This is a genomic window from Streptomyces sp. 3214.6, from assembly GCF_900129855.1.
In the GTDB taxonomy this organism is placed as follows: domain Bacteria; phylum Actinomycetota; class Actinomycetes; order Streptomycetales; family Streptomycetaceae; genus Streptomyces; species Streptomyces soliscabiei.
This window is the reverse complement of record NZ_LT670819.1, coordinates 3700684-3721749: the sequence shown is the minus strand read 5'-3', so window position 1 is coordinate 3721749 and position 21066 is coordinate 3700684. Positions and strand designations below refer to the sequence as shown.

General features: G+C 71.2%; 20 protein-coding genes. 10 read left to right on the top strand and 10 right to left on the bottom strand.

The features are described 5' to 3' along the window. Positions 1-330: 330 nt before the first annotated feature. A complete protein-coding gene (locus tag B5557_RS16515) occupies positions 331-846 on the top strand; it encodes a hypothetical protein (protein ID WP_079660148.1) in 516 nt (171 codons plus the stop codon). On the opposite strand, the gene B5557_RS16510 is transcribed toward B5557_RS16515, so the two are convergent. The 4 genes from B5557_RS16510 to B5557_RS16500 form a co-directional block, all read right to left on the bottom strand. Further along, positions 815-1435, bottom strand: coding sequence for a Maf family protein (locus B5557_RS16510; protein WP_079660147.1), 621 nt, complete (start codon positions 1433-1435; stop codon positions 815-817). The two genes, B5557_RS16515 and B5557_RS16510, sit on opposite strands and share 32 nt — an antisense overlap. A gap of 19 nt (positions 1436-1454) precedes the next feature. Then, positions 1455-1583: a morphogenic membrane protein MmpB gene (mmpB, locus tag B5557_RS45710; protein WP_099936065.1), complete on the bottom strand. Its 129-nt coding sequence runs from the start codon at positions 1581-1583 to the stop codon at positions 1455-1457. 107 nt (positions 1584-1690) lie between these two features. Continuing rightward, positions 1691-1900, bottom strand: coding sequence for an acyl-CoA carboxylase epsilon subunit (locus tag B5557_RS16505; RefSeq protein ID WP_079660145.1), 210 nt, complete (start codon positions 1898-1900; stop codon positions 1691-1693). Positions 1901-1917: 17 nt separating this feature from the next. Next, on the bottom strand, positions 1918-3531 hold the full coding sequence (locus B5557_RS16500; RefSeq protein WP_079660144.1) for an acyl-CoA carboxylase subunit beta: 1614 nt from the start codon (positions 3529-3531) through the stop codon (positions 1918-1920). A gap of 110 nt (positions 3532-3641) precedes the next feature. On the opposite strand from B5557_RS16500, the gene B5557_RS16495 reads away from it, so the two are divergent. Beyond that, a complete protein-coding gene (locus B5557_RS16495) occupies positions 3642-4499 on the top strand; it encodes a biotin--[acetyl-CoA-carboxylase] ligase (protein WP_079660142.1) in 858 nt (285 codons plus the stop codon). A 175-nt stretch (positions 4500-4674) separates the two neighbouring features. Continuing rightward, positions 4675-5826 (top strand): adenylate/guanylate cyclase domain-containing protein, encoded by a 1152-nt coding sequence (locus tag B5557_RS16490; protein ID WP_079660140.1) that lies wholly within the window; start codon positions 4675-4677, stop codon positions 5824-5826. Positions 5827-5870: 44 nt separating this feature from the next. On the opposite strand, the gene B5557_RS16485 is transcribed toward B5557_RS16490, so the two are convergent. Continuing rightward, positions 5871-6605, bottom strand: coding sequence for a hypothetical protein (locus tag B5557_RS16485; RefSeq protein WP_231976367.1), 735 nt, complete (start codon positions 6603-6605; stop codon positions 5871-5873). Between the two features lie 227 nt (positions 6606-6832). Here B5557_RS16485 and B5557_RS16480 point away from each other — a divergent pair, with 227 nt between their 5' ends. The 3 genes from B5557_RS16480 (at position 6833) to hutH (ending at position 10559) form a co-directional block, all read left to right on the top strand. Then, the gene (locus B5557_RS16480; protein ID WP_079664815.1) at positions 6833-7660 is read left to right on the top strand and encodes an enoyl-CoA hydratase/isomerase family protein; all 828 of its coding nucleotides are present in this window, start codon (positions 6833-6835) and stop codon (positions 7658-7660) included. Positions 7661-7748: 88 nt separating this feature from the next. Further along, positions 7749-8900 (top strand): GGDEF domain-containing protein, encoded by a 1152-nt coding sequence (locus tag B5557_RS16475; protein ID WP_079660139.1) that lies wholly within the window; start codon positions 7749-7751, stop codon positions 8898-8900. Positions 8901-9020: 120 nt separating this feature from the next. Further along, positions 9021-10559, top strand: a complete 1539-nt coding sequence (gene hutH, locus B5557_RS16470) for a histidine ammonia-lyase (protein ID WP_079660137.1) — start codon at positions 9021-9023, stop codon at positions 10557-10559. A 90-nt stretch (positions 10560-10649) separates the two neighbouring features. Here the strand turns inward: hutH and B5557_RS16465 are convergent, their stop codons facing one another. Next, positions 10650-11435, bottom strand: coding sequence for a hypothetical protein (locus B5557_RS16465; RefSeq protein ID WP_079660136.1), 786 nt, complete (start codon positions 11433-11435; stop codon positions 10650-10652). Between the two features lie 42 nt (positions 11436-11477). Next, positions 11478-11873 (bottom strand): LPXTG cell wall anchor domain-containing protein, encoded by a 396-nt coding sequence (locus tag B5557_RS16460; RefSeq protein WP_231976366.1) that lies wholly within the window; start codon positions 11871-11873, stop codon positions 11478-11480. 109 nt (positions 11874-11982) lie between these two features. On the opposite strand from B5557_RS16460, the gene B5557_RS16455 reads away from it, so the two are divergent. After that, entirely contained in the window at positions 11983-12351 is a 369-nt protein-coding gene (locus B5557_RS16455) for a hypothetical protein (RefSeq protein WP_079660133.1), read from the top strand. Positions 12352-12552: 201 nt separating this feature from the next. Beyond that, on the top strand, positions 12553-13815 hold the full coding sequence (locus B5557_RS16450; protein WP_079660131.1) for a L,D-transpeptidase: 1263 nt from the start codon (positions 12553-12555) through the stop codon (positions 13813-13815). 78 nt (positions 13816-13893) lie between these two features. Here B5557_RS16450 and B5557_RS44100 read toward each other — a convergent pair whose 3' ends face one another. After that, on the bottom strand, positions 13894-15174 hold the full coding sequence (locus B5557_RS44100) for a hypothetical protein (protein ID WP_162499668.1): 1281 nt from the start codon (positions 15172-15174) through the stop codon (positions 13894-13896). A 203-nt stretch (positions 15175-15377) separates the two neighbouring features. Between B5557_RS44100 and B5557_RS16440 the strand changes: the two genes are divergently transcribed. Beyond that, positions 15378-16862, top strand: a complete 1485-nt coding sequence (locus tag B5557_RS16440; protein ID WP_079660129.1) for an ABC transporter permease — start codon at positions 15378-15380, stop codon at positions 16860-16862. A 36-nt stretch (positions 16863-16898) separates the two neighbouring features. Continuing rightward, positions 16899-17585, top strand: coding sequence for an ABC transporter ATP-binding protein (locus tag B5557_RS16435; RefSeq protein WP_079660128.1), 687 nt, complete (start codon positions 16899-16901; stop codon positions 17583-17585). Positions 17586-17636: 51 nt separating this feature from the next. Here B5557_RS16435 and B5557_RS16430 read toward each other — a convergent pair whose 3' ends face one another. Both B5557_RS16430 and B5557_RS16425 read right to left on the bottom strand, forming a co-directional pair. After that, on the bottom strand, positions 17637-18890 hold the full coding sequence (locus B5557_RS16430) for a hypothetical protein (protein WP_079660127.1): 1254 nt from the start codon (positions 18888-18890) through the stop codon (positions 17637-17639). A 116-nt stretch (positions 18891-19006) separates the two neighbouring features. Further along, on the bottom strand, positions 19007-20782 hold the full coding sequence (locus B5557_RS16425; protein ID WP_079660126.1) for an RNA polymerase sigma factor: 1776 nt from the start codon (positions 20780-20782) through the stop codon (positions 19007-19009). Positions 20783-21066: the final 284 nt, after the last annotated feature.

Genomic DNA, 21066 nt, shown 5'->3' with positions numbered 1-21066 from the left:
GAAACAAGCCGAGTTTAGGGACTGCCGACACGACTCATCGACCCGTCCCCAACGGTGAGCTTGCCCACACGGAGCGTGATACGAGGCTCACTCGACCGCGAAATCCCTTGTAGTACCGCCGTACGCAGCACTCCTCCGGCAAACCCTAGCCCCCTCATGTGGTCAAGGTCTCTGTGAGAGCGTGCTGCGGCCCACTCGGTTTCTTTGTGGAGTCCCTACGAATGGCCCAACGATTCTTTGCCGCGCGCAGAACCCTTGTCCCGGGGTTTACCCGTTAGTAGCGTTCGGGATGTCTCGAACGCGTCGGGGTCGAAAGTGGGTGGGGACCGGGTGATACGCAGACCGGTGGCGTGGATCGTGGCGGTCGTGCTCTTCGCGGAGGCGCTCGGCATCGCCGCGCTGAACTGGTTCATGGGCGTCGTGGTGGACCGGCAGGACATGTCCCTGGCCGGCCTGGACCCGAGCGTGATGTCGACGTCCTCGAAGGTGGGCGGGATCGTCTTCGGTCTCTACTTCGCCGGGTGCGCCGTGGTCGCCCTGCTGGTGGCCGTGCGCGACCGCGCGCCCGCCGGCCTCGGCCGTGTCCTGCTGATCAGCGTCGCCGTCGTGCACGGCCTGCTGGGCGCCTTCGCGTGGGGCCTGCTGGGCGTGCCGCAGTTCCTGTTCATGGTGGTCGTGCTCGCCCTGATCGTGCTGCTCCTGATGACGTACGACGCCCAGCAGCGGCCCGCCGCCCAGGAACCGGCGAACGGCGGCAGCAAGGGCGACGGCGGCGACGCGCCGGTCCCGCCCCCGCCGGTCACGCCGGGGCCGGTCACGCCTCCGGCGGCGCCCACAACTCCGTGATACCGACGCCCAGTTGCGCCAGCAGCCGGCGCAGGAGGGGCAGACTGATGCCGATGACGTTGCCGTGGTCGCCGTCGATGCCCTCGATGAACGGGGCCGAACGGCCGTCGAGGGTGAAGGCCCCGGCGACGTAGAGGGGCTCGCCCGAGGCGACGTACGCCGCGATCTCCTCGTCCGTCGGCTCGCCGAAGCGGACGACGGTGGAGGCGGTCGCCGAGGTGTAGCGGCCGCTGAGGGTGTCGTAGACGCAGTGGCCGGTCTGGAGCGTGCCGGCGCGCCCGCGCATCGCCTTCCAGCGGGCGGTGGCCTCCTCGGCGTCCGCGGGCTTGCCCAGCGCCTGGCCGTCCAGGTCCAGCACGGAGTCGCAGCCGATCACCAGAGCGCCTTTCACCTCGGGCTTCGCGGCGACCACGGACGCCTTCGCCTCGGCGAGGGCGAGGGCCAGCTCGGCAGGGGTCGGGGCGGAGACGGCGTCCTCGTCGACCCCGCTGACGATGACCTCGGGGGTCAGGCCGGCCTGACGGAGCAGGTTCAGTCGGGCGGGGGACTGGGAGGCGAGGACGAGACGCCGCTGCGGCTGAGCTGTCATGCGGTCAGCGTATCGCCGGTCATCTGAGGCCGAGCACGATCATCGCCAGCACCATGGCCAGGGCGAGGAAGAGGCCGAGTCTGCGCAGGGTCTCCTGCATGTCGCGGAGTTCCTTGGGAGGCTCGTTCTCGGGGTCGGACCACAGCATGCCACCAGCGTGGGGCTTGGCCGGGTCCGGGCGCCTGAGTACGGGTACTCAAAATCGGCGCCCGGTGCTGTTCCGCGGTGCGCGGTTCCCCGCGCCCCTGAGTCCGCTCACCCCGGCCAGTAGGTGCGGGTCCAGGACGACTGGCCCGGGTGGGGCAGGCGGTGGGCCGCGATCCGCGACGGGTCGGACCACGCGTCCCTCGGGCCGGTCGCGCCGGGCGGCTCGGCTGTCGCCGCCGCGGCGCGGGCTCGGACCACCGCCAGGGCGGCGGCGAGCTCCTCGGGGGTCGGGTTGCCCCGTACGACCTTGATGTTCATGACGGCTCCCAGCAGGCCTAGAGGGGGATGTTGCCGTGCTTCTTCGGGGGCAGGGATTCCCGCTTGGTGCGCAGCTGACGCAGCCCGCGGACGATGTGGCGGCGGGTGTCGGACGGCATGATCACCGAGTCGACGTAGCCGCGCTCGGCCGCGATGTACGGGTTGAGGAGGGTGTCCTCGTACTCGCGGATCAGGCGGGCGCGCACCGCCTCCAGGTCCTCCCCGTTCGCCTCCGCCTCCGCGATCGTGCGGCGGTGCAGGATGTTGACCGCGCCCTGCGCGCCCATCACCGCGATCTGGGCGGTCGGCCAGGCCAGATTGATGTCGGCGCCCAGGTGCTTGGAGCCCATGACGTCGTAGGCGCCGCCGAAGGCCTTGCGGGTGATCACCGTGATGAGCGGGACCGTGGCCTCGGCGTAGGCGTAGATCAGCTTGGCGCCGCGGCGGATGATGCCGTCGTGCTCCTGGTCGACGCCGGGCAGGAAGCCGGGCACGTCCACGAAGGTCAGGACCGGGATGTTGAAGGCGTCGCAGGTGCGCACGAACCGGGCCGCCTTCTCGGAGGCCGTGATGTCCAGACAGCCCGCGAACTGCATCGGCTGGTTGGCGACGATGCCGACCGGGTGGCCCTCGACCCTGCCGTAACCGGTGAGGATGTTCGGCGCGAACAGCGCCTGGGTCTCGAAGAACTCGGCGTCGTCCAGGACGTGTTCGATCACCGTGTGCATGTCGTACGGCTGGTTCGCGCTGTCCGGGACGACGGAGTCCAACTCCAGGTCCTCGTCGGTGACGGCGAGGTCCGCCTCCTCCGGGAACACCGGGGGCTCGCTGAGGTTGTTGGACGGCAGGTACGACAGCAGCTGCTTGACGTACTCGATGGCGTCCTTCTCGTCGCCGGCCATGTGGTGCGCCACGCCCGAGGTGGAGTTGTGGGTGCGGGCGCCGCCCAGCTCCTCGAAGCCGACGTCCTCGCCGGTCACCGTCTTGATGACGTCGGGGCCCGTGATGAACATGTGCGAGGTCTGGTCGACCATCACCGTGAAGTCGGTGATCGCGGGGGAGTAGACCGCGCCGCCCGCGCAGGGGCCGACGACCAGGCTGATCTGCGGGATCACGCCGGACGCATGGGTGTTGCGGCGGAAGATCTCGCCGTACGCGCCCAGCGAGGCCACGCCCTCCTGGATGCGGGCGCCGCCGGAGTCGTTGATGCCGATGACCGGACAGCCGGTCTTCAGCGCGAAGTCCATCACCTTGACGATCTTCTGGCCGTAGACCTCGCCGAGCGCGCCGCCGAAGACGGTGAAATCCTGGGAGAAGACCGCGACGGGACGGCCGTCGACCGTGCCGTAACCGGTGACGACGCCGTCTCCGTACGGGCGGTTGTTCTCCAGGCCGAAGTTGGTGGAGCGGTGCCGGGCGAACTCGTCCAACTCGACGAAGGAACCCTCGTCGAGGAGCAGCTCGATCCGCTCACGGGCCGTCAGCTTGCCCTTGGCGTGCTGCTTCTCGACGGCGCGTTCCGAACCGGCGTGCGTCGCTTCCTGGACGCGACGCTGGAGATCCGCGAGCTTGCCCGCGGTGGTGTGGATGTCGATCCCTTGGATCTCTGGGCGCTCTTCCGGCTCGGACATCGGGATGTGGCTCCCTGCCTGCTCAAAAGGGGGGACGGTTACTCATCCGTAGAGTAGTGCTGCCCTTACCGATCGGCAGTGCGGCGTACAACACACCTAGGGTGGCTTTCATGACACCGCGAGACGCAGGCAGCAGCCGGTGGTCCGATCTGGACCGTCCGCCCCTCGACGTCCTGGCCCTGCGCCGCGCGCTGCTTCGGCGGGACGGGCTGTGGACGGGGGTGGAGGTGGTGCAGAGCACCGGCTCCACCAACTCCGACCTGGTGGCGGCGGCGAGCGCGGGCCAGGCCGGCGAGGGCGCGATCCTCGTCGCCGAGGAGCAGACGGCGGGCCGGGGACGTCTGGACCGCCGATGGTCGGCGCCCCCGCGGTCCGGCCTGTTCTTCTCCGTGCTGCTCGCCCCGAGCGGGGTGCCGGTGTCCCGCTGGGGCTGGCTGCCGCTGCTCACCGGGGTCGCCGTGGCGACGGGACTGTCCCGGGTGGCGGGCGTCGACACGGCACTCAAGTGGCCCAACGACCTCCTGGTGACCGTCGAGGGCGAGGAACGCAAGGCCGGCGGCATCCTCGCCGAGCGGGCGGGCCAGGACGCGGTGGTCGTCGGCGTCGGCATCAACGTCAGCCTGCGCGCGGACGAACTCCCCGTCCCCCAGGCGGGTTCGCTGGCGCTCGCGGGCGCCCAGAACACCGACCGGGACCCGCTGCTGCGGGGCGTCCTGCGGTCGCTGGAGCAGTGGTACGGGCGCTGGCGCGAGGCCGGCGGCGACCCCGCGGCCAGCGGTCTGCAGGAGACGTACGCGGCGGGGTGCGCGACCCTGGGACGAACGGTACGGGCCGAACTGCCGGGGGACCGGTCGATCGTCGGCGAGGCGGTCGCGGTCGACGGCGACGGACGGCTCGTCATCGCCACGAAGGAAGGCGTGCAGGAGCCGGTGGGCGCGGGAGACATCGTCCACCTGCGACCGGCGTGAGACCGTCGTCCCCCGGTTGACGGAAGACGTCGACCGGAACCGTCGACCGCAACGGTCGACAGGAACGCCGGGCACCATGCTCCCTGCCGAACGGAACGGAGTGAGCTGGGGCACACCTGCCGTAGAGTTGAGGCCGGTCGATACCTGACCGCGGAAGATCGGAAGGGCAGCAGGCGTGACCGTCGACGACACGGGCTCCGGCGCGGGCGCGGACGGCCGGGTAAACCTGCCGGCCGCCGAACCCGGCGAGCCGGGCGACCCCGGTGAGGACCCGCATCCTCTCGCGCTGCGCCTCGAACAGCTCATCCTCGGCGCCGAGCGGCGCTACACCCCCTTTCAGGCCGCCCGCAGCGCCGGCGTCTCCATGGAGCTGGCGTCGCGCTTCTGGCGGGCCATGGGCTTCGCCGACATCGGACAGGCCAAGGCGCTCACCGAGGCCGACGTCCTCGCCCTGCGGCGACTCGCGGGTCTCGTCGAGGCGGGGCTGCTGAGCGAGGCGATGGCCGTGCAGGTGGCCCGGTCCACCGGGCAGACCACCGCCCGGCTGGCGGAATGGCAGATCGACTCCTTCCTGGAGGGCCTGACCGAGCCGCCCGAGCCGGGCATGACCCGCACCGAGGTCACGTATCCCATCGTCGAACTGCTGCTGCCCGAGCTGGAGGAGTTCCTCGTCTACGTCTGGCGGCGCCAGCTCGCCGCCTCGGCCGGCCGGGTCGTGCAGGCCGCGGACGACGAGGAGATGGTCGACCGGCGACTCGCCGTCTGCTTCGCCGACCTCGTCGGCTTCACCCGGCTGACGCGCCGCATGGAGGAGGAGGAACTCGGCGAGCTGGTCGAGGCCTTCGAGACCACCTCCGCCGACCTGGTCGCCGCCCGCGGCGGACGCCTGATCAAGACCCTCGGCGACGAGGTGCTCTACGCGGCCGACGACGCGGGCACCGCGGCCGACATCGCGCTGCTGCTGGTCGAGACGATGAGCAACGACGAGACGATGCCCGAACTGCGGGTCGGCATGGCCTTCGGCACCGTCACCACCCGGATGGGCGATGTCTTCGGCACGACCGTCAACCTGGCCTCCCGGCTGACGTCGATAGCGCCCCGGGACGCCGTCCTCGTCGACAGCGCGTTCGCCGAGGAGCTGATCCGCACGGGCGACGCCCCGGCCTCGGAGGCGGAGGCAGCAGAAGAGGCCGCCGCCGCCGAGAAGGAGGGCGAGGAGCCGCCCACGTACCGCTTCGCACTGCAGCCCATGTGGCAGCGGCCGGTACGCGGTCTCGGCGTGGTCGAGCCCTGGCTGCTCACCCGGCGCAACAACGAGGAAGCCTGAACCGGTAGCGGGCTGGAGCCGTGGTCGGCTGGAGCTCCAGCGGGCTACAGCTTCGGTACCGGAGCGCCCAGTGGGTCCACACAGAGGCCGACGACCGGGACGCAGACGCCCGGCTGCCCCGACTGCCCCGGCCCCGGATTCTGCGGCTGGGGTGCGGGCGCCGCCGTCGTCGGTGCGGCCGACGGTGTCGGGGTCGCCGTGGGCCGCGGGGCGGCCGTCCTCGCGGGCGCGGGCGCCTGGGCGTGGGGCGCGACCGGAGTGTAGGTGGCACCCGGGGTGAGGGCGACGGACGTGGCCGAGCCCGGGGTGCCGGGGACCAGGCCGACCCCGGGAGTCGGCCTCGCGCTCGCTCCCCCCATGGCGGTGGGCGCGGTCGGGGCGGCGGCGCCGGGGACGGCCGCGTCGGCCGAGCGGCCCTTGTCCCTGCCGGCGCCGGTGCCGGTGCCCCCGACAGCCGTACCGGTACCCGTGCCCGCGCCCGTAGAGGCGTCTGTGTCCGTGGCTGTGTCCGTGACCGGGTCGGGCTGGGATTCGGCTTCCGCCGCGCCGATGCCGGTGACGTCGCCCGAGTGGGGAGTCAGCCGGACGAGGCTCAGCATGCCGGCGGCCAGCGCGAGGCCGCCCGCGGCGAACAGCACCTTGCGGGGGCGGGGGCGGCGGTGCCGGCCGCGGACGCGCGGGGCCCACAGCGGGCCGGCCTCCTCGGGTGGCGCCCCGTCCCAGGCCGCCGTCGCGTCCTGACGTGCCGGATCGTCCAGCCCGGTCCGCGTGCTCGTCATCGCGCGTTCCCTCCCGATGCGGTCGCGCCCCCGATGCGCCGGGGCGGACGCACGGTATGCGCTCCCGTGGGCGGTGCGGGGGGAGTTGGGCGGGATGTCACTCGAACGGGTGGGCGGGGCCGCGTCGGGCGACGGGTCCGCTCTTTCGCCCGGGGACCCCGGCTGCGATGATCGGGCGAACGAAAGAAGTTAACCCGCGTTAACCGGAGGGTGTCGTGAGCGGTGTCATGGGCGGTGTCTCGAACGGTGTCACGGGCGAGGAGCGGTTCGGGGAGTTCGTGCTGGTGCGGCGGCACGGGGACGGCGGGCACGTCGCGGAGCTGGCCCTCGACCGGCCGAAGGCCATGAACGCCGTCTCCACCGACATGGCCCGGTCGATCGCCGGGGCGTGCGCGGCGCTGGGCGAGGACCGGGACGTCCGGGTGGTCGTGCTGACCTCGACGCACGAGCGGGCGTTCTGCGTCGGCGCCGACCTCAAGGAGCGGAACTCCTTCAGCGACGCCGAACTGGTCCGGCAGCGGCCGCTCACCCGCGGGGCGTACACCGGCGTACTGGAGCTGCCGGTCCCCACCGTCGCCGCGGTGCACGGCTTCGCGCTGGGCGGCGGCTTCGAACTGGCCCTGGCCTGCGATGTCATCGTGGCCGACCGCACGGCGGTGGTGGGGCTGCCCGAGGTGTCGGTGGGGGTGATCCCCGGGGGCGGCGGGACGCAGCTGCTGCCGCGCCGGGTGGGGGCGGCCCGGGCGGCCGAGCTGATCTTCACGGCGCGCCGGGTGGAGGCGGCCGAGGCGCGGGAACTGGGCCTGGTGGACGTCCTGGTGGAGGAGGGGCGGGACCGGGAGGACGCGCTGGCGCTGGCCGCGCGGATCGGCGCGAACTCGCCGGTGGGCCTGCGGGCGGCGAAGCGGGCGCTGCGGCTCGGACAGGGGCTGGAGCTGCGGGCCGGGCTGGAGGTGGAGGACGCGGCGTGGCGGTCGGTGGCGTTCTCGGGGGACCGGGCGGAGGGCGTGGCGGCCTTCAACGAGAAGCGGAAGCCGCAGTGGCCGGGTGAGTGACCGCTTTTCGGGACCGTGGTCGCGGGTCGGGTCACTCTAAGTGCTCCTCTGTGTCTCTTTTTAACCCAAATATCCCTAGCCTGGGGAGATGGGTGAGGACAGACGCCTGGTGGCCGTGGTGGCGCTCGCGCAGGGGATGGCGGCCGCGCACACCCCCCGCGAGTCGTGGCGTGCGGCCGCCCTCGGGGCCTGCCGGGCGCTGGCCGGAGGCTTTGCCGCGCTCTCGGTGTGGGAGCGGGACCTCGGGCGGCTGCGCGTCCTGGCGAACGTGGGCGACCGGGCCGCCGACGAGGACGAGTTCCCGGAGGACGAGGCCTACCCGGTGCACCAGTTCCCCGAGATCACCGAGTTCCTGCACGAGCGCTGGGCGGCCGGCGGCGAGCCCAACGCCTGGGTCGAGACGGCCCAGGGGCCTGCCGCGGGGCGCCCCGGCTACTGCCACCAGCGGGTCGCCGCCCTGCGCCGCAGGGGCCGCGGCTCCTGTGTGGTCGCGCCGATCGTGCTGCACGGCCGGGCCTGGGGCGAGTTGTATGTCGCCCGCTCCGTCGGCACCCCGGTCTTCGACCGGGCCGACGCCGACTTCGCGACCGTCCTCGCCGCCGTCGTCGCCGCGGGGCTCGCCCAGACGGAGCGGCTGCAGGAGGCCCGCCGGCTCGCCTTCACCGACGCCCTCACCGGCCTGGCCAACCGCCGCGCCGTCGACGTACGGCTTGAGGAGGCGGTCGAGCGGCATCGGACGGAGGGGGTCGTCGTCAGCCTCGCCGTCTGCGACCTCAACGGGCTGAAGCGGGTCAACGACAGCCTCGGGCACGCCGTCGGGGACCGGTTGCTGGAGCGGTTCGGCTCGGTGCTGTCGCTGTGCGGGGCGATGCTGCCCGGCGCGCTGGCCGCCCGGCTCGGCGGGGACGAGTTCTGTCTGCTGGCCGTCGGGCCGCCCGCCGACGACGTCGTCAAGGTCGCCGACGACCTCTGCCGCCGGGCCGGTGAGCTGGAGCTCGGTGAGGGCGTGGCCTGCGGGGTGGCCTCCACCGGGGACCCCATCGGTCCCGTGGGCTCCGCCCGCCGGCTCTTCCGGCTCGCCGACGCCGCCCAGTACCGTGCCAAGGCCGTACGGGCCGCCCGTCCGGTGGTGGCCGGGCGGGCTGGGCCCGACGATCCCGTCGTCCGCCTCGCCGACGAGCCGCCGTCGGGGGAGCGGGAGCGGCCCGCCGAGCGGCGGCGGTTCAGGGGGCGGCCCTGAGGCGGTCCCTGTGACGGTGGCGGTGACTGTAACGGTGACTGTGATGTATTCGGTAAGGGGCGAACCCGGCCCCCACTGGTGACATCACCGTCTTCACTGCGTACGCTCCTGAATATGGATATGCACACTGTGGTGGTGGGGACGTCCGGAGTGACCGCGTCCGACGTACTCGCCGTGGCGCGCGACGGCGCCCGCATCGAGCTCTCCGCGGAAGCGGTGGCGGCCCTCGCCGCGGCCCGCGAGATCGTGGACGCGCTGGCCGCCAAGCCCGAGCCCGTCTACGGCGTCTCCACCGGTTTCGGCGCGCTCGCCACCCGGCACATCAGCCAGGAACTCCGCACCCAGCTGCAGCGCAACATCGTCCGCTCGCACGCCGCCGGCATGGGCCCGCGCGTCGAGCGGGAGGTCGTCCGGGCGCTGATGTTCCTGCGGCTGAAGACCGTCTGCTCCGGGCACACCGGCGTCCGGCCCGAGGTCGCGCAGACCATGGCCGACATCCTCAACGCCGGCATCACCCCCGTCGTCCACGAGTACGGCTCCCTCGGCTGCTCCGGCGACCTGGCCCCGCTCTCGCACTGCGCCCTCACGCTGATGGGCGAGGGCGACGCCGAGGGGCCGGACGGCGTCGTGCGCCCCGCCGCCGAACTCCTCGCCGAGCACGGCATCGCCCCCGTCGAGCTGCGCGAGAAGGAGGGCCTGGCGCTCCTCAACGGCACCGACGGCATGCTCGGCATGCTGGTCATGGCCCTCGCCGACCTGGACCTCCTCTACAAGTCCGCCGATGTCACGGCCGCCCTGTCGCTGGAGGCCCTCCTCGGCACCGACAAGGTCCTCGCCCCCGAACTGCACGCCATCCGCCCGCACCCGGGTCAGGGCGCCAGCGCCGCCAACATGCTGGCCGTCCTCGCGGGTTCGGAGCTCACCGGCCACCACCTGGACGACGCGCCCCGCGTCCAGGACGCCTACTCGGTGCGCTGCGCCCCGCAGGTCGCCGGCGCCGGCCGCGACACCATGGCCCACGCCCGGCTCGTCGCCGAACGCGAGCTGGCCTCGGCCGTCGACAACCCGGTCGTCCTCCCCGACGGGCGCGTCGAGTCCAACGGCAACTTCCACGGCGCCCCGGTCGCCTACGTCCTGGACTTCCTCGCCATCGCCGTCGCCGACCTCGCCTCCATCGCCGAGCGGCGCACCGACCGACTGCTGGACAAGAACCGCAGCCACGGCCTGCCGCCGTTCCTCGCGGACGACGCCGGCGTCGACTCCGGCCTGATGATCGCCCAGTACACGCAGGCCGCGCTGGTCAGCGAGCTGAAGCGACTGGCCGTACCGGCGTCCGCCGACTCGATCCCGTCCTCCGCGATGCAGGAGGACCATGTGTCGATGGGCTGGTCGGCCGCCCGCAAGCTGCGCACCGCCATCGACAACCTGACGCGCGTCATCGCCGTCGAGCTGTACGCCGCCACACGCGGCGTGGAGCTGCGCGAGGGGCTGACCCCGGCGCCCGCGACCCGGGCGGTCATCGACGCCGTGCGCAAGGCGGGCGTCCAGGGCCCCGGCCCGGACCGGTTCCTCGCGCCCGACCTCGCGGCGGCGGACGCGTTCGTGCGCGACGGCCGGCTCGTCGCGGCGGTGGAGACGATCACCGGGCCGCTGCGGTAGGGCAGCAGGACAGGACAGCAAGCGGTCGGGGCCCTGCCGTACGCGCGTGATGAGAGCGCGACGGCAGGGCCCCTACGGGGGTCCGGCGGGCTACTTGAGCTTGGCGACCTGTGCGTCGAGCACGGCGGCGGGGACGGGGCCCATGTCTCCGCCCTGCACGAGCTTGGCGACGTCCATCGTGAAGAACGTGGCGAGGGTGCCGCCCTTGCGCACCACCTCGGTGTGGGCGGTGATCTTCTGGCCCTCCACCGTTGTCTCCTGGAGGAACGCCACCGACTCCTCGCCCTTCCCGGAGCCCTTCGCCGCGGCGACCTTGACGACCTTCGAGGCCTCACCGTCGACGTTGAAGCCGTACCCGCCGGCACACGCCGTCACCCCGTCGGACAGGGCCTTCATCGTCTTTTCGGCGCCGTCGGCCTCGTAGGACGAGAGGCCGACGTACGTCATCTTGATGCTGAAGGCGTCCTCGAGGTCCTTGGGCTGCGCGGTGGCGGCCGTCGGCTTCTCCTCCGTGAGGCTGTTGGTGGCGTTCGCGTCCGTGTCGCCCGGAGCGAGCCCGTTCGTGGCCCAGGCGATCGGGTTGCACGCGGCCTTGTCGACCTTCAACGCGGACTTGGAGGTTGTGGCGGACGGGTCCTTCGGGCCGACCTTGTAACCCTTGACGTCGCCCTTGGCGAGCAGCAGCTTCTCCAGCTCGGCGCTGGTGAGGGCCTTGCCGGCCGGGGCCGACGAGGAGGTGGACGCCGATGCGGAGGCAGACGGCTTGGAGTCCGCGGTGTCCTTCGACCCGTCGTCCGAGCAGGCGGTGAGGAGGGAGAGTGACAGTGCGCCGATGGCGGCCGTGGCGCACAGCCGCGCCCCCGATGATCTCTTCATGGGCGAACTATGAAGAACCCGTCAAAGAACAGTCAAGTTAATTCAAAAACCCAGACGTTCCCGGCGAACCGAATAAACGACGAAGCCGGCGCCGAGGGCGAGAAGCGTGGTCCCGCCGACGACGTACGGGGTCGTGTCGAAGCTTCCGGTGTCGGCGAGCCGGGTGCCGTCGTCGGCCGTGGTTCGGGCCGCCGTCCCGACTGCCGACTCCGAGGACTCCGACGACGATTGCGAGGTCGACGATTGCGATGACGACGACTCCGACGACGACTCGGACGTCGTCGACGACGCGACCCGTGCCTGCGTGGTGACCTGCGTCGTCGTTTCCGTTCTGGCCGGGGCGTCCTGGGACGCGTTGGCGGACGGGACGAACCACAGGGCGCCCAACAGGGTCCCCGCGGCGGTGGCGGTCAGCAACGGACGGCGAGCGGATGACACGGAATATCGATCCCCTTGTGACGCTGGCGAATTGGCCGTGTGGCCCGATGCTAATGAAAGGCGCGGGTCGCGGGAAAGTTGCAGGAGCTCTGAGTCGTACGCTCCGGCCATGAACTCTGAAGAGACATCACGTTTTGTACGGCTTCGCGTGGAACTCGTGCTGGAAATTCACGACGAGGACGCCGTGAGCAAGGCGGCCCTGCGGCGGGTGGCCTCGGACGCGGAGCTGCCGGACGACGAGCGCGCGCACACCGAGGGCGCTGTGACGGAAGACACCGCGGAGGCCCTCGCCTACCTCGTCGACCCGTTCGACCTGGTCAGTCAGGTGCCCGGGGTGGAGCTCCAGCAGGCCTCCTGGTCCAGCGAGCGGATCGACTACGACCCGGATTCGCCGGAGTGGGACCTCGACGACGATGATGTCGACCATGATGGGGAGTCCGACGGCGAGTCGGACGACGAAGAGGTCGGCATCGGCTGAGCGTCTTGGGGAAACCGTGACCCCGGACGGCAACCGCCGCCCGGGGTTTCTTCGTCTCAGCAGGCGCACGAACCGACACCCGCACCAACCACGCCATGAACGTGGCGTGCCCCACACCTTCGGGAAATGTGGAACGGGACGAACTGGTCGTAGCGTTGATGTTTTTTGACGGGGACTCTCGGGGTTCTGTAATCGGCAACGATGGAGAAGCGTGTGATGACGGACAGTAGGCGGCGTCGAGGTCTGATGGCCGCGTCCGCCCTGCTCGGCGGTGTTCTGGTGCTCTCTGCGTGTTCCGGCGGCGACAGTGGCGCCTCCGACGGCGGAGGCAGCTCCTCGCAGGCCAAGGCCGACGAGGCGGCGGCCAAGAAGTCCTCCGAGGCCCAGATCAAGATCACACCTGCGGACGGCTCGAACAACGCCTCCATCAACAACTCGGCGGCCGTCACCGTGAGCAAGGGCACGCTCACCACGGTGACGATGACCACCGCCGAGGGGACCGCCGTCCAGGGCACGCTCTCCGCCGACAAGACCAGCTGGAAGCCGAACAGCCAGTTGGAGCGGTCCACCACCTACAAGGTGGCGGCCAGCGCGAAGGACTCCGCGGGCCTGGAGGCCCACGAGAACGCCTCGTTCACCACGGTCTCCCCGGCCAACAGCTTCATAGGCAACTTCACGCCCGAGGACGGCTCGACCGTCGGCGTGGGCATGCCGGTGTCGATCAACTTCAACAAGGAGATCACCAACAAGGCGGCCGTCCAGAAGGGCGTCACTGTCACCTCCACCAGTGGCCAGGAGGTCGTCTGCCACTGGTTCTCCACCCAGCGCATGGACTGCCGGCCCAAGGACTACTGGAAGGAGAACTCCACCGTCACGCTGAAGCTCGCGCTCGACGGTGTGGAGGGCGCCAAGGGTGTCATCGGAGTCCAGCAGAAGACGGTCACCTTCAAGATCGGCCGCAACCAGGTCTCCTACGTCGACGCGAAGACCAAGCAGATGAAGGTCACGCACAACGGCGCGGTCATCAAGACCATCCCGATCTCCGCCGGCTCGCCTGACAACAAGACGTACGAGGGCCAGATGGTGATGTCGGAGAAGTTCAAGGAGACGCGCATGAACGGCGCGACCGTGGGCTTCACCGACGACGACGGCAAGGGCGAGTACGACATCAAGGACGTGCCGCACGCCATCCGCCTCACCAACTCCGGCACCTTCGTGCACGGCAACTACTGGGGCGCGAAGTCCATCTTCGGCTCGGTGAACACCAGCCACGGCTGCGTGGGTCTGTCCGACACCAAGGGCGCCAACGACACGGGCACGGCGGGCTACTGGTTCTACACCAACTCGATCGTCGGTGACGTCGTGGTCGTCTCCAACACCGGCGACAAGACGGTCGCGCCGGACAACGGCCTCAACGGCTGGAACATGGACTGGGCGCAGTGGAAGGCGGGTTCGGCCGTCTGAGGCCGGTCCTGACCCGACTCCGTGTGTGCTGAAGGCGGTTGCCCGAGAGGGTGACCGCCTTTCGCATGACCCGCCCTTTCAGTCGGGGCGTCGCGGGGCCCGGGAAGCGGACCTCCGCCCGAGGACCCGGGACACCGCACCGCCTCGCGCCTTCGGCTCGGGCTCGCCCGCCGGCTCCGGCTCCGGCTCGGACTGGGGCTCCAGCTCGGGCTCGGACTGGGGCTCCAGCTCGGGCTCGGGCTCCGGCTCCGGGTGCGAGGCTTGAGACGAGGACGCGGGGGGCTTCCTGCCCGGCCGTGGCCGCTTTCCGGGGCCGTTGTCCGGCTTGCGTCCGGAGGCCCGCACGTTCTCCAGCAGGAACTGGCCCTGCCGGTCGATGGCACGGGTCACGGGCTCCTGCAGCACGCCGAACGCGATGGCCCACGCGATGATCTGCGTGGACGTGTCGAGGGCGGTGAGCCCCGGGAAGAACCGGCCACTGAGCAGGATGATCCCGATGACGGCGGTGAGCGCCCCGACGGGAAGTCGCAGCAGGAGCAGCCCGGAGGCCACCCGGTAGGGGCCGGCGGTCCCCCGGACCTCACGCAGGGAGATCGCCCCGGCGACCGCGGCGCCGAGCATTCCGCAGAACTCGACGAACCAGACCCCCTGCCAGGACGGCTCGTCCCCGAGCGGGCAGACGGTGGGTACGGCGTTCGGGTTGTCGGCGTTCATCGGGAAGCAGAATCTTGTCCCGACGCCATGCGCATCCGTGAGGGCCCACAGGGCGAAGCCGACGGCTATCAGCGCCATGACGACGGTCGCCACCCCGACGATGGCGATGAAGCTGCGGACCTTGGCCCGCTCCGCCTGCTCGGCCTGGTAGGCGCTGTGCAGCGTGTGTGCGAGCAACTCCCGGTCGTCCTCGGTGACTTTGCCGTTGCGCGACCGCGACGCCACCTGTTCCAGCCGCTGCAGACGCGCATCGCCCGGATCGAGATGCAGCCGGGCCTGAACGAGGACGGGCAGGAGTTTCCCGCGCAACTCGTTCTCCGGGACCAGGCGTACGATCGCGACCTCGGCCTCATGGACGTTCGCCAGCGCCCGGTCCGAGGCCCTGCCGGAGAGGCGCTGCCAGAGTCCCCTGCCGCCCAGTGCTTCCCGGGCCGCTCTGAGATGGGTCTCCGCCTTCTCGACGCATCCCGTGTCGAGACCGGCTCCGGCTCCGGCCTCGGCTCCGGCCCGGCTCTTCAGCCTGTTGATCTGCCCTTGCAGATCGGCGACATGAGCGGTGGTTCGTTGAGACCAGGACGAGCACTTGTGGATGGCGATGTCGCCGTCGCCGTCCAACAGTCCCGGACGTGGAGTTCTGGCTCCCATGGATTGCTCCCGGTGCCGACAGAACACCCCTACTCATTGTTGATCCGCCGTCGGGGTCGGGCAACCGTACGGGTCCGCGGGCCCCGCCGGCGCCGTCCGCCGACAGGTGGGTGCGAGCGGATTTCTGGCCCTCGGACAGCCTTCTCATCGTTCTCTTATGTCGGCCTTATGCCTTCATCACGCGCCGTACCTACCTTGCGGCCATGTTCTTCACCTACCTGAGGCGCGAACTGCGCCGCCGCAGAAAAGCGGCACTCGTCGTCGCCTCCGGCCTCGCGCTGGGCATCGCGCTGGTCATCGTGGTCACCTCCGTGTCCTCCGGCATGGGGAAGGCCCAGGACAAGGTCCTGCAGTCGCTGTACGGCCTGGGTACGGACATGACGGTCACCAAGGCCGCGACGCCCACCGCGAACCCCTCGGACCGGCCGCGCTTCCGGTTCGACGCGCAGGACAACGACTCCGGCGCCGAGCAGAGCACCGACCGCGTCCTGGTGCAGGGCTTCCAGACCCTGTCCACCGCGACCGTCACCAAGGTCGGCAAGCAGAGCGGAGTCGCCGACGCGGTCGGCGGGCTGAGCCTTCAGGTCATCAAGATCAACGGCCAGTTCACCCGCGGCCAGTTCCAGCAGAACGGCGGCGGTAGCGGTAGCGGCGGCGGTACCGGCGGCGGCCAGGGTGGCCCCGGCGGCGGTCAGGGGAGCGGCCGGCCGCAGGGTGAAGTGCGGGGCGGCGGCGCCAACTTCGACGTCAACAACTACTCCGTCTACGGCACCGACGTCACCCAGCCCGCGCTCGGCCCGCTGACCTCCTCCACGATCACCGGCGGCCGTACCTTCAAGACCACCGAGACCGACGGCAAGGTCGCCGTCCTCGACTCCGCGTACGCCAAGGAGAAGTCGCTCAAGGTCGGCTCCACGCTCACCATCAGCAACGTCAAGTTCTCGGTGATCGGCATCGCCACGGCCGACAGCGGCGACGCCGCCGCCAACGTCTACATCCCGCTGGCCCAGGCCCAGGCCCTCAGCGACTCGAAGAACAAGGTCACCACGATCTACGTCAAGGCGACCGACTCCCAGAAGATCGGCAACGTCAAGTCGACGATCCAGAAGAACGTCTCGGGTACGACGGTGACGACCTCCGCCGACCTCGCCGACACCGTCTCCGGCTCTCTCTCCACGGCCTCCTCCCTCGCCACCAACGTCGGCAAGTGGCTGTCCATCGCCGTCCTGATCGCCGCCTTCCTGGTCGCCGGTCTGCTCACCTCCTCGGCGGTCTCCCGCCGTGTCCGTGAGTTCGGCACGCTGAAGGCGCTGGGCTGGAAGTCCGGCCGGGTCACCCGGCAGGTCGTCGGCGAGGCCATGGTCAACGGCCTGCTGGGCGGCGCCCTGGGCATCGCGCTCGGCCTGGCGGGCGCCTACGCCGTGACCGCCGTCAGCCCCACGCTGCAGGCCCAGTTGGGCGGTGGTGGCGGCGGCCAGGGCGGTCCCGGCGGTGGCGGCGGCTTCGGCGGGTTCGGGCGCCGGGCGGCGTCCAAGACCCTCGACGTCGCGCTGACCGCGCCGGTGAGCGTCACGACGGTGGCCATCGCGGTGGCTCTCGCCGTGGCCGGCGGTCTGATCGCCGGGGCGTTCGGCGGCTGGCGGGCGTCGCGGCTGCGCCCGGCGGACGCGCTGCGCCGCGTCGAGTAGCCAACCCACCTACCAGTTCCAGGAGTTGTTGTCCCCATGTACGAACTCAGAGGTGTCACCAAGCGCTACACCCGGGGCAAGGAGACGGTCCACGCTCTGGACGGCGTCGACCTGACCATCCCGGACGGCGACCGGCTCGTCATCCAGGGCCCCACCGGCGGCGGCAAGTCCACACTGCTGCAGATGATCGGCGCGCTCGACCGGCCCTCCGCGGGCGAGGTCGTCCTCGACGGCGTCGACCTGGCCAAGCTCTCCGAGGCCAGGCTGACGAAGGTGCGCAGCGAGAACATCGGCTTCGTCTTCCAGTCCTTCAACCTCATCCCGACGCTCAACGCGCAGGAGAACGTCGAGACCGCCCTCGTCCCGCTCGGCGTGAAGCCCAAGGAGCGCCGCGAGCGGGCCGCCGAGGCGCTGACGTCGGTCGGCCTCGGCGAGCGGATCGGGCACCTGCCGTCCGAGATGTCCGGCGGCCAGCAGCAGCGCGTCGCCATCGCCCGCGCGTTGGTGAAGCAGCCGAAGGTGCTGCTCGCCGACGAGCCGACCGGCAACCTCGACGAGAGCATGCGCGACGAGATCATGGATGTGCTGCACACCATGTGGAAGGAGCACGGGCTGACCTTCATCATGGTCACCCACGACTCCTCGATCGCGAAGAAGGCGCCGCGCCTGGCGACGATCCGCAAGGGGAGGATCACGGTGAAGGAGAACGCGGCGTCGGCCTGACGCGGGCTGTGCCGTCCGGGGGCGCCGGACGGCACAGCCCGCGTGGGCGGTTCAGCCGAGCGGTGCGGTGAAGGTGTGGGTCTGTCCGGTGAAGCGCACCAGCGGGTTGCCGCTGTTCTGGAAGAGCGGCGTGCCGTCGGAGGCGGTGATCCGCAGACTGTCCACGTTCCAGTTGTCGCCGCCGATTCCGCCGCCGAACGCGGTGGACAGGGTCAGCGAGGACAACTCGGCCGGCTCGACGGGGCGGGGCAGCGGCACGCGCACGGTCTGGGCGTGACGGCCGATCCAGCGGGCGCCGTGGTTGATGTTCGGGATCCGCAGCGCCGGCCGGTGCTTGAAGGCGACGGTCAGGTCGGCGTTGTCGTTCCCGCCGCGCAGGTCGTCGCCGCCGGTGCCGATGGTGACCAGCAGCTCGGAGACGGTGCCGGGGCGGGTGGGCGGCGGGGCCGGAAAGGCGGGCGGGGTGCGGCGGGCGTACTTGCGGTCCACGAAGTACGTGCGCCAGGTCTCGCCGGGCGACTCGAGGTAGCCGAAGAGGTTCTGGTTCGGGCGCGGCGCCAGGGTCATGATCTTGCCGGGGTGGTTGGGGTCGTAGACGAAGATCCTGAGGTCGGACTGGAAGGAGCCCAGGTCTCCGGTGTAGCGGCCGAGCTGGTAGCCGATCGCGACGACCTGGTGGTGCGGCCCGAAGAGCCCGCTGTCCTGTTTGAACAGGCCCAGCGGGGCCGGCCGGCCGGCGTCGATGGACTCCCTCAGCTCCTGCAGCCGCCCGCCCCCGAAGCCTTGCAGGCCCCAGTGGAAGAACTCCTGGTTGCGCCAGCCGAACGGGTTGACGGTGAGCTCCGTCCACTTGTCGAGGTTGGGCAGGACGGAGTCCCACTGGCGGGAGTTGATGTAGCGGAACAGGGGCGTTCCGGCGGCGGGCGCGGTGTTCTGCGCGGGGATGGGGCGGCGGCTGAAGAAGTGGTCGAGTGCCGCGTAGGACATGCCGCCGCACAGGCCGCGGACGCGGATGTCGAACAACGGGGCGGTCTGGAAGTTGTTGCGGAACGCGAATCCGTGGCGGGCGGGCACGAAGGCGGTCATCCGGCGGCCCAGTGTGGCCGGGGCGACACAGGTGTGATCGCCTCCCGGCTGGGCCTGGCGCACCACGGTGCCGTGCGGGCAGTTCCCGACGGGGGCGGCCGTCGCGGCCGGGGCCGTCGACACGATCGACGCGAGGACGGCCGCGGTCGCCGAGAGGGCGGCGAGCCGGGCTGTGCGACGGGCTGCGCGACGCGGGGTTCGAGAGGTGCTGTGCAGCATCACTGCTCTCCTTGGCTGGATGCGGATCCGGTGCGCGGGAGGAGTCCCGCGCACCGCAGTGGTGGGGCGCGTCCGCGGACTTGTCCCCTCGTTTCGTACGTCTTCGAGGATTTTTCTCAGCCCGGGTTGTAACTCGTGGTCAGGCTCGTGGTGACATCCCCTGCGACGAGGAACTCGCACAGGGCCTCCGGGGCTCCGCCGGCGCAGGGAGCGCCCCAGGTGACGAGGCTGTTGAGCGGCGCGAGGTGCACGGTGTCACCGACGTGGACGGTGTAGGCGCAGTCCTTCGCCGGCGCCTCGTAGGCCTTGGAGCACGTACCGAGCCCGGCGCCGTTGACCGCGACGCTCACACCACCGGCCGAAGGGGCGTTGAGGTGGACGACCAGCTTGTGCGGCGTCGGCGGTGCGGGGGCCGACGAAGGAGGCGTTGGGGCGTGCGGAGGCGGGAGTTCGGCCGGCGGCGGGTCGGGTGCGGGGTCGGGGCCTGGGGAGGGGTCGGTTTGGCCGGGGGCGGAGGGGCTGGGCCCGTCGCCGGGATTGGCGCTGGGATCGGTGCCGATGCGGTCGCCCGAGCCGCCGTCGTCCCCGTCGTCCCCGTCGTCCCCGTCGTTCCCGTCGGCCCTGCCCTTCCCGTCCTTCTTGTCCTTCCCACCCTTCCCGTGGTTGCTGGGGTTGCTCCCGTTCGGAGTCGTCTTCTTCCCGGCGCTCGACCCCGCGCCCCGGTCGCCGTCGCTGTCGCTGTCGCCGTCGCCGTCGCCGGAGTCAGGTGAGTGGGGCGATGACGAGCCGGTGTCCGGGGCGCTTCCCGACGACGATCGGCCGCCGGACGACCCGGGAGCGTCGGGACCGGCCAGGACCGTGTCCGCGGACCGCCCGCCGTCCACCTGCCAGGCCACGCCGCCCGCGAGGGTGCCCAGCAGGACGACCAGCGCGACGGCGAGCCGGCGCCCCGTACGCCGTACCGTCCCCGCAGGCGGCTGGTGCCCGCACCGGGCGAGGTCGTGCGCGGCAGCCGTGAGCTCGATGTGGTCGGACTCGGGCTCGTGCAGGCCGGAGCTGACGAGCAGGGGCAGCGCCCGACGCCATTCCTGCCGGAAGTGCTGCTCGCGGACTTCGCAGGCGGTGCACTGCCGCAGGTGCTTGTCGACCTTCAGGACAAGGGAGCGCGTCAGCGGTTCATCGGACCTCCGCTCGCCCAGCAGGTCGAGCAGCCGGCCGCAGGATGCCTCCCTGCCGCGGTCCAAAGCCTCAGCCGCGACGAGGTTGGTGACGAGGAGCCGCGCCAACTCCTCCGTCAGCAGGTCGGACTTGAACCGGCGCATCGTGGCGTCCGGAACCCCGAGCCGCCGCTTCAGCTCCTCTCCGTCCCAGCCCTCGCGCACATGCAGCCGGTAGACCGGCTGGAGCCGGGGAGGCAGGGCGCCCGCGAACCGGTCCAGGACGGCGCCCAGCTGATCGACCTGGAGGGCGAGCAGGACGCTGTCCTCCTCTTCGCCGACCGTCGCCGCGTTCTCGAACAGGGCCTGGTCGTGTGACGCGAGGACCTCCGGGGGACGAAGCCTGCGGTGGGGCCTGCGGTCCTGCGCAGGACCGGCGAACTGCGCGGTGCACTGGTGGTGGGTGACCGTGCGCAGCCAGCTGTGCAGCCCGTCCGGGTTCTCCATGCGGTCCAGCCCCTTCCACAGGGCCAGGAACACCTGCTGGGCGACGTCCTCGGCGAGGCCCGGATCGTCGACCCAGCGCCGACAGTACGAGAGCACCAGCCGTCGGTGGCGGGTGAGAAGCTCACCGAACGCCCGGTCGCGCTCCGGTGACGGTGCTGGATGTGCCTTGAAGCGCTGGACCAGCGCCCTGTCCTCGTCACGGTGACGCTGGTCGATGCGGAACAACATGAACCCTCGCTCCTCCTCGGTTCGGCCGGGGAGTTCCCCGGCTGACCGAGGAGTGGGGCGCGGAGGGCCCGGCGTACCCCGCTACAGCGAAGAATTTCCGAGCCATCGAGCGCGGGATCCTTGTCAACAGGGGCTCATGGGAGCCCAGTTGGAGCGGGCGGGAAACGGACGCGCCTCGCCCGCGCGCCCCAGCGTCGGCCCTGCGCCCGGGGGAGTCTCCTGTGCGCTGAGCGAACACGCCGCGGAACAGCAGCCTCCGCCGCCCCCTTCGTGTTTGCGTGGCC

Excerpts from the sequence above, each read along its gene's own strand:
- B5557_RS16485 (WP_231976367.1), bottom strand. The coding sequence starts at position 6,605 with ATGACGAGCACGCGGACCGGGCTGGACGATCCGGCACGTCAGGACGCG.
- B5557_RS16500 (WP_079660144.1), bottom strand. The coding sequence starts at position 3,531 with ATGTCCGAGCCGGAAGAGCGCCCAGAGATCCAAGGGATCGACATCCAC.
- B5557_RS16450 (WP_079660131.1), top strand. The coding sequence starts at position 12,553 with ATGGAGAAGCGTGTGATGACGGACAGTAGGCGGCGTCGAGGTCTGATG.
- B5557_RS16480 (WP_079664815.1), top strand. The coding sequence starts at position 6,833 with ATGGGCGGTGTCTCGAACGGTGTCACGGGCGAGGAGCGGTTCGGGGAG.
- B5557_RS16430 (WP_079660127.1), bottom strand. The coding sequence starts at position 18,890 with ATGCTGCACAGCACCTCTCGAACCCCGCGTCGCGCAGCCCGTCGCACA.
- B5557_RS16440 (WP_079660129.1), top strand. The coding sequence starts at position 15,378 with ATGTTCTTCACCTACCTGAGGCGCGAACTGCGCCGCCGCAGAAAAGCG.
- B5557_RS16465 (WP_079660136.1), bottom strand. The coding sequence starts at position 11,435 with ATGAAGAGATCATCGGGGGCGCGGCTGTGCGCCACGGCCGCCATCGGC.
- hutH (WP_079660137.1), top strand. The coding sequence starts at position 9,021 with ATGCACACTGTGGTGGTGGGGACGTCCGGAGTGACCGCGTCCGACGTA.
- B5557_RS16475 (WP_079660139.1), top strand. The coding sequence starts at position 7,749 with ATGGGTGAGGACAGACGCCTGGTGGCCGTGGTGGCGCTCGCGCAGGGG.
- B5557_RS16510 (WP_079660147.1), bottom strand. The coding sequence starts at position 1,435 with ATGACAGCTCAGCCGCAGCGGCGTCTCGTCCTCGCCTCCCAGTCCCCC.
- B5557_RS16455 (WP_079660133.1), top strand. The coding sequence starts at position 11,983 with ATGAACTCTGAAGAGACATCACGTTTTGTACGGCTTCGCGTGGAACTC.
- B5557_RS16495 (WP_079660142.1), top strand. The coding sequence starts at position 3,642 with ATGACACCGCGAGACGCAGGCAGCAGCCGGTGGTCCGATCTGGACCGT.
- B5557_RS44100 (WP_162499668.1), bottom strand. The coding sequence starts at position 15,174 with ATGGGAGCCAGAACTCCACGTCCGGGACTGTTGGACGGCGACGGCGAC.
- B5557_RS16435 (WP_079660128.1), top strand. The coding sequence starts at position 16,899 with ATGTACGAACTCAGAGGTGTCACCAAGCGCTACACCCGGGGCAAGGAG.
- B5557_RS16425 (WP_079660126.1), bottom strand. The coding sequence starts at position 20,782 with ATGTTGTTCCGCATCGACCAGCGTCACCGTGACGAGGACAGGGCGCTG.
- B5557_RS16505 (WP_079660145.1), bottom strand. The coding sequence starts at position 1,900 with ATGAACATCAAGGTCGTACGGGGCAACCCGACCCCCGAGGAGCTCGCC.
- mmpB (WP_099936065.1), bottom strand. The coding sequence starts at position 1,583 with ATGCTGTGGTCCGACCCCGAGAACGAGCCTCCCAAGGAACTCCGCGAC.